Genomic DNA, 14,209 nt, shown 5'->3' with positions numbered 1-14,209 from the left:
TTGAAGATCGCGACGTTCAACATCAACAACGTCAACCGGCGGCTGGACAACCTGCTGGCCTGGCTGGATGAGGCCGAACCGGATGTCGTCTGCCTGCAGGAGCTGAAGGCGCGCGATATCCAGTTCCCCGCGACGGCGCTGGCCAATGCCGGCTACGGGGCGGTGTGGCGCGGCGAGGCGAGTTGGAACGGCGTTGCCATCCTCGCCAAGGGGGTCGAGCCGGTGCTGACGCAGGAGTCGCTGCCGGGTGATCCGGACGATGAGCAGGCGCGCTATATCGAGGCAGCGGTGAACGGGGTGGTGATCGCCTCGCTCTACGCGCCGAACGGCAACCCGCAGCCGGGACCGAAATTCGACTACAAGCTGGCCTGGGGCGAGCGGCTGATCGCGCACGCGGCAGAGCTGTTCGACAGTGGCGTGCCAGTGGTGCTGGCGGGTGACTACAACATCGTGCCGGAGCCGCGCGACATCTATGTCACGACGTCGTATCGGGACAATGCACTGGTGCAGGATGAGCCGCGCGAGCAGTTTCGACGGTTGCTGCAGCAAGGTTGGACCGACGCGCTACGCAAGAAATTCCCCAACGAGACGCTCTACACCTTCTGGGACTACATGCGGAACCGCTGGCCGCGCGATGCCGGGTTGCGGCTCGACCACGTGCTGCTGAGCAAGCAGCTGGTGCGGAAGCTTGGGGCTGCCGGGATCGATCGCGAGGTGCGCGGCGAGGACGGGGCGAGCGACCATGCGCCGGTCTGGATCGAGCTCAAGGTCTAGCGGTTTCGGCCGATTCAAAGTTGACTGATATTGTCAAAATTAGTAGCCCAGACGCATTGATTTTGAGCGTAGTGGGTTGAGCATATGAAGCCGCTGAAGCTGTTGACTGGGACGGTGCTGGGCCGCCGCATGGTCACTCCGGGCATGGTGCGGGTGACGCTGGGCGGCGAGGGGCTCAAGGACCTGAAGACCACAGGCGTCGGCGACGAGTATGTGCGGCTGTTCTTTCCTGATCCCGAAACCGGCGAGCTAGTGCTGCCGCAGGTCGACGCGCAGGGGTTCTGGAAATACCCCGAGGGCAAGAAGCCGTCGCATTGCGAGTGCTACACTATCCGCTATGCGCGGCCGGGTGAGGTGGACCTCGATTTCGTGGTGCATGAGCACGGCCGGGCCAGCGAGTGGGCACAGGCCTGCGCGCCTGGCGACACCATCACCATGCGCGAGCCCTACGGGATTTACGAAGCGCCAGCGGATGCCAAGTGGCAGCTGTTCGTCTGCGATGCGACCGGGTTGCCGGCGCTGGGCCGGTTGCTCGAGGGGCTCGATGCGGATGTCGAGGCACGGGCCATCGTCGAGGTGGCGGACGCCAGCCATGAGCAGGTGTTCGAGACCAGGGCGATGCTGAAGCTGGTGTGGCTGCATGGTTCGGGCAACGGCATCGCGCCGAGCAAACTCGAGGACGCGGTGCGGTCGATGAACCTGCCGACGGATCGCGAGGTCTATGTGTGGGTGGCGTCCGAGGCCAGGGCAGTGCGGCCGATCCGCAGGTATCTGCGCCACGAGCTGAAGTGGCCGGCGACGAGGTACTCGATCACCGGCTACTGGACCGACAAGCTGGCCGAGTGGGAGCGCAACTGGGCGGCGCTCGATGAAGGCGTGAAGAAGCAGATCGACGACCTGTGGCGATCGGGGCGCGACGCGCAGGACGTGCGCGATGACGTCGAGGCCGTGATGGAGAAGTTCGGGCTTTAGGCGAAGCTGCGGATGGCGGCGGTGACGGCTTCGGTGATGCTGGGGTCGCTGAGGGAATGGCCGGCGTTGTCGACGACCTGCACCGTGGCGTTGGTCCAGATCGCGGCGAGCGCGTGTGCGGTGCGGGGCGGGCAGAGCAGGTCGTAGCGGCCCTGCACGATGACGCCGCGGATGCCCGCGAGACGGTGGGCGTTGGCCATCAGCTGGTCGGGCGCCATGAAGCTGTTGTTGCTGAAGTAGTGCGCTTCCATCAGGGCGGTCGCCGGGATGCGGTTTGACGGGGAGAAGTCCAGCCGGGTGGTGACGGGGCGGACCTCGGAGAGGACGCGCTCGGTATCGCCATAGGCGCGTGCGGCCGGGGCGTGGATCGCCGGATCGGGATCGAGGATGCGCTTGAAGTAGCTGTCGACAGGGGACAGGCGCTCCTTGGGCGTGAGCAGGCTGAGGAAGTCCTCGTGGAGCGCCGGATAGAAGGTCGAGAGGCCGGTGCCGAAGGCCCATTCGAGCTCGGCGCGGGTGCCGAGGAAGGTGGCGCGCAGCACGATACCGAGGACGCGCTCGGGGTGAGTTTCGGCGTAGGCGAGGGCGAGGGTGGCGCCCCAGGAGCCTCCGACGACCAGCCAGCGCTCGATGCCGAAATGCTCGCGGATGCGCTCCATGTCGGCGACGAGATGGGCGGTGGTATTGGCGTCGCGCGAGCGGGTGGGAATGGAGCGGCCGGCGCCGCGCTGGTCGAACAGCACGGCGCGGAAGCGGGTTGGGTCGAACAGCTGGCGATGGGCCGGCTGGCAGCCGCTGCCAGGGCCGCCGTGGAGGTAGACCGCGGGGATGCCATTGGCCGCGCCGACGGTTTCGACATAGAGCTCGTGGCCGTCGCCGACGGGCAGTCTCAGGGTCGAGATCGGTCCGTAAGGGGCAGTTCCGCCGTCAGGCGCCATCGTTGATCCGGTTCGAGCATGTGGCGGTTCGTTCCGGTAGCAGACTCCTGCTCCCTTGTGCCATTTCTGATTTCAGGAACGGCCGGGCTACAGGGTGCCCTTGGCCTTGAGCTCGCGCACGGCGTCCTTCATCGCGACGAGGGTGTCGTTGACGACGCCGGCATCGTGCTCGCTGGAGAGAAACCAGGCGCCGCGTTCGAGGGCGCGCACGCCGCGATACATCAGGGCAGTGGTCAGCGCGATGTAGGCGGGGCGGTTCATTTTGGCGAGATCGCGGTAGTCGCGGGCGGGCTGGTCGAGACCGAGCGCCACGTGGAAGACCTGCGGGAAGCCGACGACCGATGCGGTGACGCCGGCCGAGGCGAAGATCTCCTTGAAGCCTTCCTGCAGCGCGGTGCCGGCGACGCCGATCTTATTGTAGAGCGCCGGGGTCAGCGACTTAAGCGTCGCGGCAGTTGCCGCCATGGCGATGGGCTGGGCGTTATAGGTGCCGCCATGGACGACGCCACCCGAGGTGAACATGTCCATCAGGTCGGCGCGGCCGGCGACTGCCGCCACCGGGAAGCCGTTGGCGATGGCCTTGCCGAAGGTCGAGAGGTCGGGTGTGACGCAGAACAGTTCCTGCGCGCCGCCAGCGGCGAGGCGGAAGCCGGTGATGACTTCGTCGAAGATCAGGACGGTGCCGGTCCTGGTGCAGGCCTCCCGCGCGCCTTCGAGATAGCCGGCGGCGGGGTGGATGGAGCCCTGGTTGCACATCGCGGCTTCCATGATGACGGCGGCGATATCGCCCTGCGCAAGCCGGGCCGTCAGCAGCTCGAGGTTGTTCCAGGGGAGGACGACCAGGGTGTCGGCGGTATCCTTGAGCTGACCCTTACTGCCAGCGACCGGGACCGGCGCATCAGCGGGGCCAGCGGCGTCGATGGCCGGGGCGGTCGACCACAGCACGTTGTCGAACCAGCCGTGATAGTGGCCTTCGAACTTCAGGATCTTCGTTCGGCCGGTCGCGGCGCGGGCGAGGCGTATCGCGGCCTGGTCGACCTCGGAGCCGGAGGAGCCGAAGCGCATGCGCTCGGCCGACGGCACCATCTCGCAGACAAGGCGGGCGGCCTCAGCCTCGATGGCGGTTTGCCCGGCGAACAGGATCCCGTTGTCGATCTGCGACTTCACCGCATCGACCAGCGCCCGCGGCTTATGGCCAAGGATCATCGGGCCCATGCCGAGGTAGTAGTCGATCAGCTTGTTGCCATCGATGTCGTAGAGGTAGGCGCCTTCGCCGCGTTCGAACACCAGCGGAGTGGGCGAGATGTTGAGACGAAAGTTGCTGTTCACGCCACCGGAGATCCACTGCGAATTGGTGCGGATCGCCTCGATGGATTTGTCGAAGTTGAGCGGACGCGGCGCAGCGGCGGGTGATGTAACGGTCAACGCAGGTCTCCTCAGTTCTTGCAGTCCAACTGGACCGACGCCCCGAACGTTGTAAATGGCCGCCCGTTTCGCGAGGCGGAAAAAAGGGGGGACTGGATTGCCACTACATTCTAGGCGGGAGGTTCGATGTCGTTCCATTATGTAGGACGACGAGCGGCAGGCGGCGGCCCGTTCTTCCGACCAGCCGGGATCAATTCGAAGTGGTGAAGCGATGAGCAAGTCTGGCGACGACTATGTCGTTCTCCCTGTCATGAAGGCCCTGCAGGTGCTGGATTACGTGGCGCGGCAGGGGCACCACGTGACGCTGACCGAGACGGTGCAGGAGCTGAAGCTGCCCAAGACCACGGTGTTCCGATACCTGCAGACGCTGTCGGCGGCGCAGTTCCTCGAGCACGACCTGAAGCGCGACCGCTATGGCGTGGGCAGCAAGTTCCGCTCGCTGGCGCGGGTCGACCAGGAGTTGCAGGGGCTGCGCGATATCGCCCAGCCCGAGATGCGGACGCTGATGGAGACGTTCCACGAGACGGTGAACCTCGCCGTGCTGTCGGAGAATGAGGTGGTCTATATCGACATGCTGGAGCCGACAGTTCGGCCGCTGAAGGCGGAGGCTCGGATCGGGCGCCGGCACCCGGCGCATTCGACTTCGCTGGGCAAGGCCATGATGGCATTCCTGCCGGATGCAGCCGCGTCGGCGCTACGCGAGCGTGGCCTGCCGCAGCGGACCATCAACACGCTGACCGATGCCGACAAGCTGCGCCGGCAGGTGGATGACGTGCGGCGGCGCGGCTACGCGATCGAGGTGGGCGAGAACGAGGATGGAGTGATGTGCATTGGCGTGCCGATCCTCGACCGGACTGGCTATCCGGTGGCAGCGATGAGCCTGTCGGCGCCCGAGCGGCGGATGAAGCCCGAACTTACCGTCGTCGCGGCAGATGCGCTAAAGGGCGCGGCCAGACGCATCTCCACACATCTAGCCGCGCAAGGAACTGCATCTTGACCGAGACCAAAACACACCTCGTGCCGTGGGAACGGCTGCAGGCGAGCACCATAAGTGTCTTCCGCGCCGCGGGGTCGGAACTGCGGGAAGCGCAACTGATCGCCGAGCATCTGGTGGAGGCGAACCTGCGCGGCCACGACTCTCACGGGGTCGGCGTGGTGCCGATGTACATCAAGGGCGTGCGTTCGGGCGGCATGGTGTTGAACCAGAGCCTCAAGGTCGCCGTCGACACCGGCGCGATGCTGATCTGCGATGCGGGCCAGGGCGCCGGCCAGGTGATGGCGCATGATGCAATGGCGCTGGGGATTGCCCGCGCCAGGGACGAGGGCAGCGCCATCGTCAGCCTCCGCAACAGCCATCACATCGGCCGTATCGGCCACTGGGCGGAGCAGTGCGCGGCGGCGGGGATGGTATCGATCCACTTCGTCAACGTGGTCGCAGGGGCCATCGTCGCACCGTTCGGCGGGACGCAGTCGCGGCTCGGGACCAATCCGTTTGCTGCGGGGTTTCCGAGGGCCGATGCCCCGCCCGTGGTGGTGGACTTCGCCACATCGAAGCTGGCGGCCGGCAAGGTGCGCGTGGCGCACAACAAGGGCGTGGAGTTGCCGCCCGGGGCGCTGCTCGACAACCAGGGCAAGCCGACGATCAACCCCGGTGCGCTGTTCGAAACGCCGCCGGGCTCGCTGACGACGTTCGGCGAGCACAAGGGATGGGGGCTGATGCTGACCTGTGAACTGCTGGGCGCGGCAATGGTGGGCGCGCCGACGCAGCACGAGAAGGACGGCAGTGGCGCGGTGATCAACTCGATGTTCTCGGTGATCGTCTTGCCGGAGCGGCTGGGGACGGCAGGGCCGTTCGCGGCGGAGATGGAGTCGGTGCTCGGCTGGGTGCTCTCGGAGAACGAGGCTGGTGGCTCGGTGAAGCTGCCGGGGATGCCGGAGCTGGAAACGAAGGCGAAGCGGAGCGCTGAAGGCATTCCAGTCGACACGGCTACGCTCGATCAGCTGGAAGCGGCAGCGCGCGATGTTGGGCTCAAGGGGTTCGAGGTCGGCTGACACACAGGTGACGAGCGGCGGTTCGCCGCGGCAGCTCTGAAGTCCCAACCGGACGAATTCCACGTTGGGAGGGCTTTGCGAGGTGTCACCGCGCCGATAATGTCGCCGGAAATTCTGGAGGATAGTCCCATGCATAAAGTCATCGCAGCCCTCGGGCTCGCGGCAACCCTGTCACTCGGCGTGTCTCCCGCGGCGCTGGCTGCCGGCGAGAAGGTGTCGGTGATCACCCCGTTCCTCGCGGCGATCGCGACCGGCGAGATGATCGAGGCGTTCAAGGCAAAGGCGGCGGAATATCAGTGGACCGTCGACGTGGTCGATACGGCCGGCGACATGGCGGCGTTCGCCAGCCGCGTCGAGGATGCGACGACCGGTGGCGCCAACGCGATCGTCCTGGTGTCGGTCGATCCGGCGCAGATCCAGGACCAGGTCGACAAGGCCAAGGCCGCGGGCGTGCCGGTGATCACCATCGATGGCGCCAAGAACGCCTCGAGCGTGCTCAACGTCACCTCCGACAACTATGTGCTCGGCGAGACGATGACCAAATTCCTGTTCGACCAGATCGGCAACAAGGGCAACATCGTGCGCTTCTTCTATTCAGCGCATCCGGGTGTGCACCAGCGCGAGCTGGCGCTCGATGCGGCGCTGAAGGCGAACCCGGATGTGAAGCAGGTCGCCGACCACTACGTGGCGGTGCCGGGCCAGGTGGATGACAGCCGTGCCGCGATGGATGCGATGCTGTTGGCGAACCCGGGCGACGGCGCGATCAACGCGGTGTGGGCCGGCTGGGACGAGCCCGGCATCGGCGCGCAACTCGCGGTGGAAGCGTCGGGCCGCAAGGGCATCGTCATTGCCGGTATCGACGGTAACCCGCAGGCGATCGAGCTGATCAAGGGCTGCACGGCCTATGTCGGCACAGTCCGCCAGGGCTTTGGCGAGATGGCCAACATCGCCGCCACCGAGCTCAACACCATCCTCGCGGGCGGCCCCGCCAGTGCGGACGAGCTCTACGCGCCGGTGGAACTGATCACCCGCGAGAGCCTCGGCGTTACCTGTCCCTGACGTTGCTGGACCTCCGAGGGATCAGCCGGCACTTCGGTGCGACCCATGCGCTCGAGGATGTGAGCCTCGCCCTTTCCGAGGGCGAGGTGTTCGGACTTGTGGGGCCAAACGGCGCCGGCAAATCGACGCTGATCAAGATCATCGCGGGCGCCGATCGGCCGGATGCGGGTGAGATCCGCATCGACGGTGTGCCGGTGCATTTCCACTCGGCGCATGACGCCTATGCCGCGGGCATCCGGGTGATCCACCAGGATGCACCGCTGGTGCCGGGGTTCGATACGGTCGAGAACTGTTATCTCGGGCGGGCGTATCCGCGGCGCTTCGGGCGGATCGACCGCAAGGCGATGCGGGCGGCGATTGCCGAGGTTGCGCGGGCCATTGCGCCGGAACTCGACCTCGATGTGCCGGTGATGTTCCTGCCGCCGGCGGAACGGCAGTTCGTGAGGCTGTTGCGCGCCATTGCCGACAAGGGGCGGTTGCTGATCCTCGACGAGCCGACCGCGGCGCTGCCGGCGGAGGATGCCGAGCGGTTCTACGAGGTGTTACGGCGGACGCGGGAGCGGGGGACCTCGATCATCCTCGTCAGCCACCGGCTCGATGAGATTGCGGACTTCTGCGGCAGCGCAGTGGTGATCCGCGATGGGCGGATCGTCTCGCGGTTCGGTGCAGGCGAAGTGAAGCCCGAGGCGATGATCGCGGCGATGGGCGGCAGCGCCTCGGAGCGTTCGACAAGGACGACTGATACGACGGCGCCCAAGATCATCGAGATCGACGGTGTGACGGCAGGCGACCTGACGCGGCCGGCCCAGCTCGATGTGCACGCGGGCGAGGTTTTGGCGCTGTACGGACTGGCTGGGTCGGGGCGCTCGAGCCTGCTCAATGCGATCTGGGGGGCGATCCCGTGGGCCGGTGGGATGCGGCTGGAAGGCGAGGCCTATGCGCCGCGTTCGCCGCGACAGGCGATTGCGCGGGGCGTGTCGTGCGTGCCGGCCGACCGGCATCGCAGTGGGCTGTTCCTCGCCGAGGACCTCATCTTCAACAAGACGCTGCCGCTGTTGTCTGGCTATCGCCGGATGCGGGGGTTGCCGGTGCCCGACACCAAGGCGGAGCGGGCGGAGTTTCTCGTTGCGGCCGAGCGGGTGTCGCTCAGCTATCTCGACCCGAAGCAGCTGGCGCGGACGCTTTCGGGCGGCAACCAGCAGAAGCTCATCTTCTCGCGCTGGGCCAACCGGCACTCGCGGGTGATGCTGCTCGACGAGCCCACCGAGGGCGTCGATGTGATGGCGAAGGCCACCATCAAGGACATCATCCGGGCGATCGCCGCCGATGGCAACGCAGTGCTCGTCTCGACCTCGGACCGCGACGAGGCGCTGGAGCTGGGCGACCGCATTGCGGTGTTCCGGCAGGGCGGCATCGTCAGAGTTTTCACCCGTGCGGAGGCGAGCGCGGAAGCGCTGTCGGCGGCCGCGCAGTCTCGGGAGGCGGCGTGACCCGCACCAATCTCAATCGTTTCGGCACACTGATCGCGTTCGTGCTGCTGTGTATCGGCTTCTCGATCGCGGCGCCGGCGGCGTTCGCCTCGCCGGCCAACGTGTTCAACCTGGTGCAGCAGATGGCGACGCTGGCGATCGTTGCGACGGCGGCGACGCTGGTGATGACGATCTCGGAGTTCGACCTGTCGGTGGGTTTTTCGGCGTCGCTCGCGGCGGTGATCTGCTTCGTGCTGTTCGGGCAGGGTTATGACGTGTGGCTGGCGGTGCCGGCGGCGCTGCTGGTGGGGATCGTCGGCGGCGCGGCCAATGGCGTGCTGGTGGCGCGGTTCGGCATTCCGTCGTTTGTCGCGACGCTGGCGCTTGGGACGATCCTCTCCGGTTTCGCCTTCGGGTTGAGCGGTGGGCAGAGCCTGTTCCAGTCGGTGCCGGAGGGGTTCAAGGCGTTGGGCAGGGGCGACATCTTCGGCATTCCGGTGCTGGGGTTCTGGATCGTCGGCGTGCTGGGCATCGCGGCGTTCGTCCTGACGCAGACCGAGTTCGGGCGGCGGCTCAAGGCGATCGGCGGCAATGCGCAGGCGGCGCGGTTGGCCGGGTTGCCGATCGTGCGCGACGTGATCGTGACGTTTGCGATTGCCGGCGGGCTGTCGGCGCTGGCCGGGTTGTTGCTGGCGTCGCGGCTAGGCAGCGTGCAACACACGATGGGCGAGCCGCTGCTACTGCCGGCCTATGCGGCGGTGTTCATCGGCACCACGGCCTCGCCGACCGGTGCGCCGACGGTGGCGGGGACGCTGCTGGGCGTGGCGATCACCGGGGTGATGGTCAATGGCATGACGATCGTGGGCGTGGAGCCGTTCGTGCAGCGCATTCTCACCGGAGTGATCATCATCGTTGCGGTGCTGCTGCGGCGCGTGGGGCGCGGGCGATGAGCGTGCTGGTTCTCGATTGCGGCAGTTCGGCGCTGAAGGCGACGGTGTTTGCCGATGATGGGGCGGTGATCGCGACGACCGATGCGGGTTATCCCGCGGCGATCGCGCCACATCGGCGGGCGCCGGAGGATTGGTGGCGGGCGGCGGTCGAGGCGGTGTGGAAGCTGCCCCTCGATGGGGTGACGGCGATCTCGCTCACCGGGATGATGGAGAACCTGATCGCGGTCGATGCCACCGGGGTGCCGGTGCGGGAGGCGGCGCTCTACTCGGACCCGATCGGCACCGAGGCGTTCGAGGCGGTGGCGGGGCGGCTCGAGGCTGTGGACGCGACGGCAATTCTCGGCAATGCACCGCGGCCGCTGATGACGGCGTTCAAGCTGCTGGCGCTCGGACCCAAGGGGGCCGAGTGGGTGCTGCCGGGTTCGAAGGATTTTCTGGCGCTTCGGCTCACCGGCGTGGCAGCGACTGATCCGAGCTGTGCCAGCACGACGGGGCTGATGGATATCGCGACGCGGGACTGGTCCGGGCAGTTGGTCGAACTGCTCGATGTTGACCGGGGCCTGCTGCCGCCGATCCTCGCGGCGGAGACTGTGCTGGGTGGGCTCACCGCCGGGGCGGCGGAGGCGCTGGGGTTGCCTGCGGGTACCCCGGTGATCAATGGCTGCGGGGATGCCGCTGCGACGACCATCGGGAGCGGGGCCGAGCAGGCGGACGAGGTGAGCGCCTATCTTGGCACCAGCGGCTGGGTGGCGGGTGTCACTGCGGTGACCGAACGGACGCCACGACCGTACTATCGGCTGGCGCATCCGCTGCATGGCGGGTTGATCGAGGTCGCCCCGATCCTCTCGGCGGGTGCGGCGGCGGCTTGGGCGCGCGAGACGCTAGGGCTGACGCTGCCGGAGGCCGAGCGCATGGCCGGGGAAGCAGATACGTCGCCTGGTGGGGCGCTGTTCCTGCCGTATCTCAATGGCGAGCGCACTCCCTTCGTTGACCTGGACCTGAGGGCCGGGTTTGCCAATGTATCGGCCACCGACGGCGCGGGAGCACTTTATTACGCGGCGCTGGAGGGCGTGGCGTTCGCCATTGCCGCCAATGTGCGGGCAATGGGGGCGGCGGGGCCGGTCTACCTGGTGGGCGGCGGCGCGCAGAGTGCGGTCTGGCCGCATGTCATGGCCGATGTGCTGGGGCGCGAGGTGACGGTGCCGGCGCATCCGGTGCTGGCGGCGAGCCTCGGGGCGTACCGGATCGCGGCCAAGGCGCTGGGGCTGACTTCGCGGGCAGCGGCGCAAGGCCGGGTGTACCGGCCGCGGGCCGAACGGGCCGAGCGGATCGCGCGGCAGGCGCGGGCGTTCGACCGGGCGACGGCGATGCTGCGCGAACTGGGGCGGGGCTAGGCTTCGGCGAGCATATCGCCGAGGTTGCGCGAGAAGTGCCGGCGGAACAGCGTCAATTGCGCGGCGCCGAGCGGTGCGGCGAAGGCGCCGAGCTTGCCGGCGACCAGCCGTGGGCGCTTGAAGCCGGCCGCGTCTAGATCGGACAGTGCTCGCTGGGTGGCATCGACGAGCCGCTCGACGATCTCCTGCGGGACCGCGCTATCAATGATCGCCTGGTCGATCTCGAGCACGGCGGCAGTGTTGAAGATGATCTCGGCCATGGCGATGCCGGCTTCCTCGATCCAGGGCTCCACCTGTTCCTTCCAATCCTGCCACGGCCACGCGGCGGGAGCGTCGACGGGGATACGGATGCCGCTCTCGGCGAGGCGGCGGCTGAGGGCGGTGGTGGAGGCAAGGTCGTGCCCGAACCGGGGATGGCCATCATGGCCGTTGACCAGCATGGAACCGAGATTGGCGGAGTTGCCAGTCGGGCCTTCCCACAGCGTGTGTTCGGCCGTGATACCGGCGCCCAGATAGGTCGACACGAACAGATGCACGAGGTTGGGCGGGCGGGGCGGCGGCGACATCACCATCTCGGCGAAGCAGGCGCAGTTGCCGTCGTTGAACCAGGTGGTCGGCAGGCCCGTAGCGGTCTCGATGGCGCTGCGCAGGTCGAGTTCCGCCCACAGCGACAGCTGGTCCTCGGGCGGATCGATCAGCCGGATCAGGCTGCCCATATTGCTGGGGGTCGCCAGCCCGATGCCGGCGAGACGCTGTTGCTTTTCAGGGCTGAGCTTGGCGACGAGGGCGGCAATTGCGCGGGCCGCTTCCTCGACGATGGTCTGCGCATCGGGATAGGCGAAATCGCGCCGGTAGCGCCCCAGCTCCTCGCTGCCCACGTTGATGAGCGCGACGTCGATGTGCTGCCACGATATCTCGCAGCCGATGCTGTAGGCGCCGGAATAATCGAGATGGAGCGGTGTGGCCGGCTGGCCGCGACGGCCGCGCAGCACTTCGCCGCGGGTTATCAGCCCATCGTCCTCGAGCTCGCTGACGATGGCCGAGGCGGTCTGCGGCGCGAGGCCGGTGCGGCGGGAAACCTCGGCATTGGAGAGGCCAGGGTTGAACGCAATGGCGGTCAGCACGGCGCGACGATTGGCGGCGCGCAGGCTGGCGTGCTGCACACCCCGCTCCGCAGGTTCAAAAAAGTCCGCCAATTCCACCACCCCGCCGCGACTCAAATTGACGCCGAAGCAACGATCCCCAGCCCAAGTATGGGCTGAGGTTCGATTCCTGCGTCCACAAGTACTAAGTGGGATCGCGGGGCGAGGCGTCAACCCGGCATAACACTACCAATTGGTCACAGAACCATCGCGGCGGCGCAGCATGGGCGCCTGCCAGAATTTGAAACTCTGCTTTTTGATCAGTTCCTCGTTGACCTCAATGCCGAGGCCGGGCGCGTCGCTGACCGGATAATGCGCGCCTTCGAGGCGCGGCTGCACCGGGAAAAACTCCGAGTTATCGAAGCCGAGATTCTCGGCGGGACTAGAGCGGGTCTCGAGCCAGGAAAAGTTAGCGACGGCCGCGGAGAAATGAATAGTGGCCGCAGTGCAGATCGGCCCGAGCGGATTGTGCGGCATCATGTCCACGTAATGGGCCTCGCTCCAGCCGGCGATCTTCATCGACTCGGTGAGGCCGCCGACATTGCAGACGTCGAGGCGATTGAACTGGTGGATGCCGCGTTCGATGTAGGGCAGGAACTGCCACTTCGACGCGAATTCCTCGCCGATGGCGAAGGGGATATCGGTGAGGGTGCGGAGCGACTCGTAGGCTTCAGGGGTCTCGTCGCGGATCGGTTCCTCGAGGAAGTCGAGCGTGCCCGACGGCATCTTCTGGCAGAAGCTGGCGGCTTCGGCGACCGACAGGCGGTGGTGAAAATCGATGCCGAGGGTGACGTCCTCGCCGAGCTCCTCTCGCGCCTTGGTCATCCACTTGGCGGTCTTGCCAATGTGCTCGCGGGGCTCGTAGATGGTTTCGCCATGGCCTGAGGGCGAGAGGCGCATGGCGTTCCAGCCGTGCTCGATCAGCATCTTGGCTTGCTCGATCATTTCGGGACCGGGCTCGCCCGAAGTGCTGGCGAAGGTCGGAATCCTGTCGCGCTGCTTGCCGCCGAGCAACTGGTGCACCGGCACGCCGAGCGCCTTGCCCTTGATGTCGTAGAGCGCGATGTCGATGGCCGAGATCGCCGCCTGCAGCACGCGGCCCCCCTCGAAATATTGGCTGCGATAAAGCAGCTGCCAGATGTGGCCGATCTGGAACGGGTCCATGCCGATGAGGATTTCGGTGTAGTGCTCGAGCGCGCCGACCACGGCCTTCTCGCGCCCCGACAGCCCGCTTTCGCCCCAGCCGAAAATGCCCTCGTCGGTCTCGATCTTGACGACGAGCTGGTTACGGATGCCCACCCAGACGGCGTAGGGCTTGATGGCGGTGATCTTCAATTGAGTGCGCTCCTCAGCGGCGGGGTTGTCCCGCTCGATTGGACGAGAAGGGGCACTGATTGATCGGGCGGAGTCAATTGGACGAGCGGATGAACCGGTCGCCTCGCGGTTCCGGGTGTTCAGTAGTCGGGCGGTTCCGGCGTGGCTTCGACCACGCGGGTAGTCCGCAGATGAAAGGCCGTCGCCACGCCGGAACTGTTCGGAGTTTTTGCGGGGACCATGAGGAAGCGTTCGCACGCCGGGTGCTAGCCCGGACGGTGGATGGGTGCCCATAGCCGCGGCCGCCAGAGGACGGCTCCCCCAGCACCGAAATCGCCCCACCGACCGTCCGTACGCGACCGCGCCCGTGTGGGTGACGGGGGCATATTCGCATGGGGCGGAAACGGGGGGATTAGTTCGGACAGATTTCTCTCAGTGCATTGAAAACATTGGCGTTGGCTGTGACCACCCTCACCCAGCTTCGCTACGGCTTCGCCTAGCTGCGCTACCCTCCCCACAAGGGGGAGGGAGGTGCGACAGCCGACACCTCAGTCGTCTCCCTCCCCCTTGTGGGGAGGGACCAAGGGTGGGGGTGGCCAGACGCTCGGGGGCCGGGAGAGAGGTTTGGAGAGATCGCGCGTGCAACGTCCTCCCTCTTGGAACTTCTAAGGCTTAGCCAAGAAGCTAAGCCCAAGAAATTCCATTCTCCCCCGCAAGGGG

Annotated in this window: 12 protein-coding genes; 8 read left to right on the top strand and 4 right to left on the bottom strand. The window is 66.7% G+C overall.

Features of this window, described 5'->3' with window-relative positions; translation table 11 throughout:
• Together AC1DYL_RS12110 and AC1DYL_RS12105 are read left to right on the top strand one after the other, a co-directional pair.
• Complete coding sequence (locus AC1DYL_RS12110; protein ID WP_477173308.1) at positions 1 to 774, top strand: exodeoxyribonuclease III; 774 nt, start codon at positions 1 to 3, stop codon at positions 772 to 774.
• A gap of 84 nt (positions 775 to 858) precedes the next feature.
• Positions 859 to 1,746, top strand: coding sequence for a siderophore-interacting protein (locus tag AC1DYL_RS12105; protein ID WP_477173307.1), 888 nt, complete (start codon positions 859 to 861; stop codon positions 1,744 to 1,746).
• On the opposite strand, the gene pip is transcribed toward AC1DYL_RS12105, so the two are convergent.
• Together pip and AC1DYL_RS12095 are read right to left on the bottom strand one after the other, a co-directional pair.
• Positions 1,743 to 2,684 carry a prolyl aminopeptidase gene (pip, locus tag AC1DYL_RS12100; protein WP_477173306.1) on the bottom strand — a complete coding sequence of 314 codons (942 nt, stop codon included), beginning with the start codon at positions 2,682 to 2,684 and terminating at the stop codon, positions 1,743 to 1,745. The genes AC1DYL_RS12105 and pip overlap by 4 nt on opposite strands.
• 87 nt (positions 2,685 to 2,771) lie before the next feature.
• Positions 2,772 to 4,109 carry an aspartate aminotransferase family protein gene (locus AC1DYL_RS12095; protein WP_477173305.1) on the bottom strand — a complete coding sequence of 446 codons (1,338 nt, stop codon included), beginning with the start codon at positions 4,107 to 4,109 and terminating at the stop codon, positions 2,772 to 2,774.
• A 211-nt stretch (positions 4,110 to 4,320) separates the two neighbouring features.
• On the opposite strand from AC1DYL_RS12095, the gene AC1DYL_RS12090 reads away from it, so the two are divergent.
• The 6 genes from AC1DYL_RS12090 to AC1DYL_RS12065 all read left to right on the top strand — a co-directional run bounded on the left by AC1DYL_RS12090 (position 4,321) and on the right by AC1DYL_RS12065 (position 11,033).
• Entirely contained in the window at positions 4,321 to 5,106 is a 786-nt protein-coding gene (locus AC1DYL_RS12090) for an IclR family transcriptional regulator (RefSeq protein ID WP_477173304.1), read from the top strand.
• Complete coding sequence (locus tag AC1DYL_RS12085) at positions 5,103 to 6,161, top strand: malate/lactate/ureidoglycolate dehydrogenase (RefSeq protein WP_477173303.1); 1,059 nt, start codon at positions 5,103 to 5,105, stop codon at positions 6,159 to 6,161. Before AC1DYL_RS12090 ends, AC1DYL_RS12085 begins: the two co-directional genes overlap by 4 nt.
• A gap of 129 nt (positions 6,162 to 6,290) precedes the next feature.
• On the top strand, positions 6,291 to 7,220 hold the full coding sequence (locus AC1DYL_RS12080) for a sugar ABC transporter substrate-binding protein (RefSeq protein ID WP_477173302.1): 930 nt from the start codon (positions 6,291 to 6,293) through the stop codon (positions 7,218 to 7,220).
• 2 nt (positions 7,221 to 7,222) lie between these two features.
• Complete coding sequence (locus tag AC1DYL_RS12075; RefSeq protein WP_477173301.1) at positions 7,223 to 8,710, top strand: sugar ABC transporter ATP-binding protein; 1,488 nt, start codon at positions 7,223 to 7,225, stop codon at positions 8,708 to 8,710.
• On the top strand, positions 8,707 to 9,639 hold the full coding sequence (locus AC1DYL_RS12070; RefSeq protein ID WP_477150005.1) for an ABC transporter permease: 933 nt from the start codon (positions 8,707 to 8,709) through the stop codon (positions 9,637 to 9,639). The genes AC1DYL_RS12075 and AC1DYL_RS12070 overlap by 4 nt, the downstream gene beginning before the upstream one ends.
• Positions 9,636 to 11,033 carry a xylulokinase gene (locus AC1DYL_RS12065; RefSeq protein ID WP_477173300.1) on the top strand — a complete coding sequence of 466 codons (1,398 nt, stop codon included), beginning with the start codon at positions 9,636 to 9,638 and terminating at the stop codon, positions 11,031 to 11,033. The genes AC1DYL_RS12070 and AC1DYL_RS12065 overlap by 4 nt, the downstream gene beginning before the upstream one ends.
• On the opposite strand, the gene AC1DYL_RS12060 is transcribed toward AC1DYL_RS12065, so the two are convergent.
• Positions 11,030 to 12,196, bottom strand: coding sequence for an ROK family transcriptional regulator (locus AC1DYL_RS12060; RefSeq protein ID WP_477173299.1), 1,167 nt, complete (start codon positions 12,194 to 12,196; stop codon positions 11,030 to 11,032). The two genes, AC1DYL_RS12065 and AC1DYL_RS12060, sit on opposite strands and share 4 nt — an antisense overlap.
• A gap of 165 nt (positions 12,197 to 12,361) precedes the next feature.
• On the bottom strand, positions 12,362 to 13,510 hold the full coding sequence (locus AC1DYL_RS12055) for a mandelate racemase/muconate lactonizing enzyme family protein (RefSeq protein ID WP_477173298.1): 1,149 nt from the start codon (positions 13,508 to 13,510) through the stop codon (positions 12,362 to 12,364).
• Positions 13,511 to 14,209 lie beyond the last annotated feature (699 nt).

This window comes from Devosia sp. P1_H9 (assembly GCF_056405135.1).
This window is presented reverse-complemented; position numbering and strand designations above follow the sequence as displayed.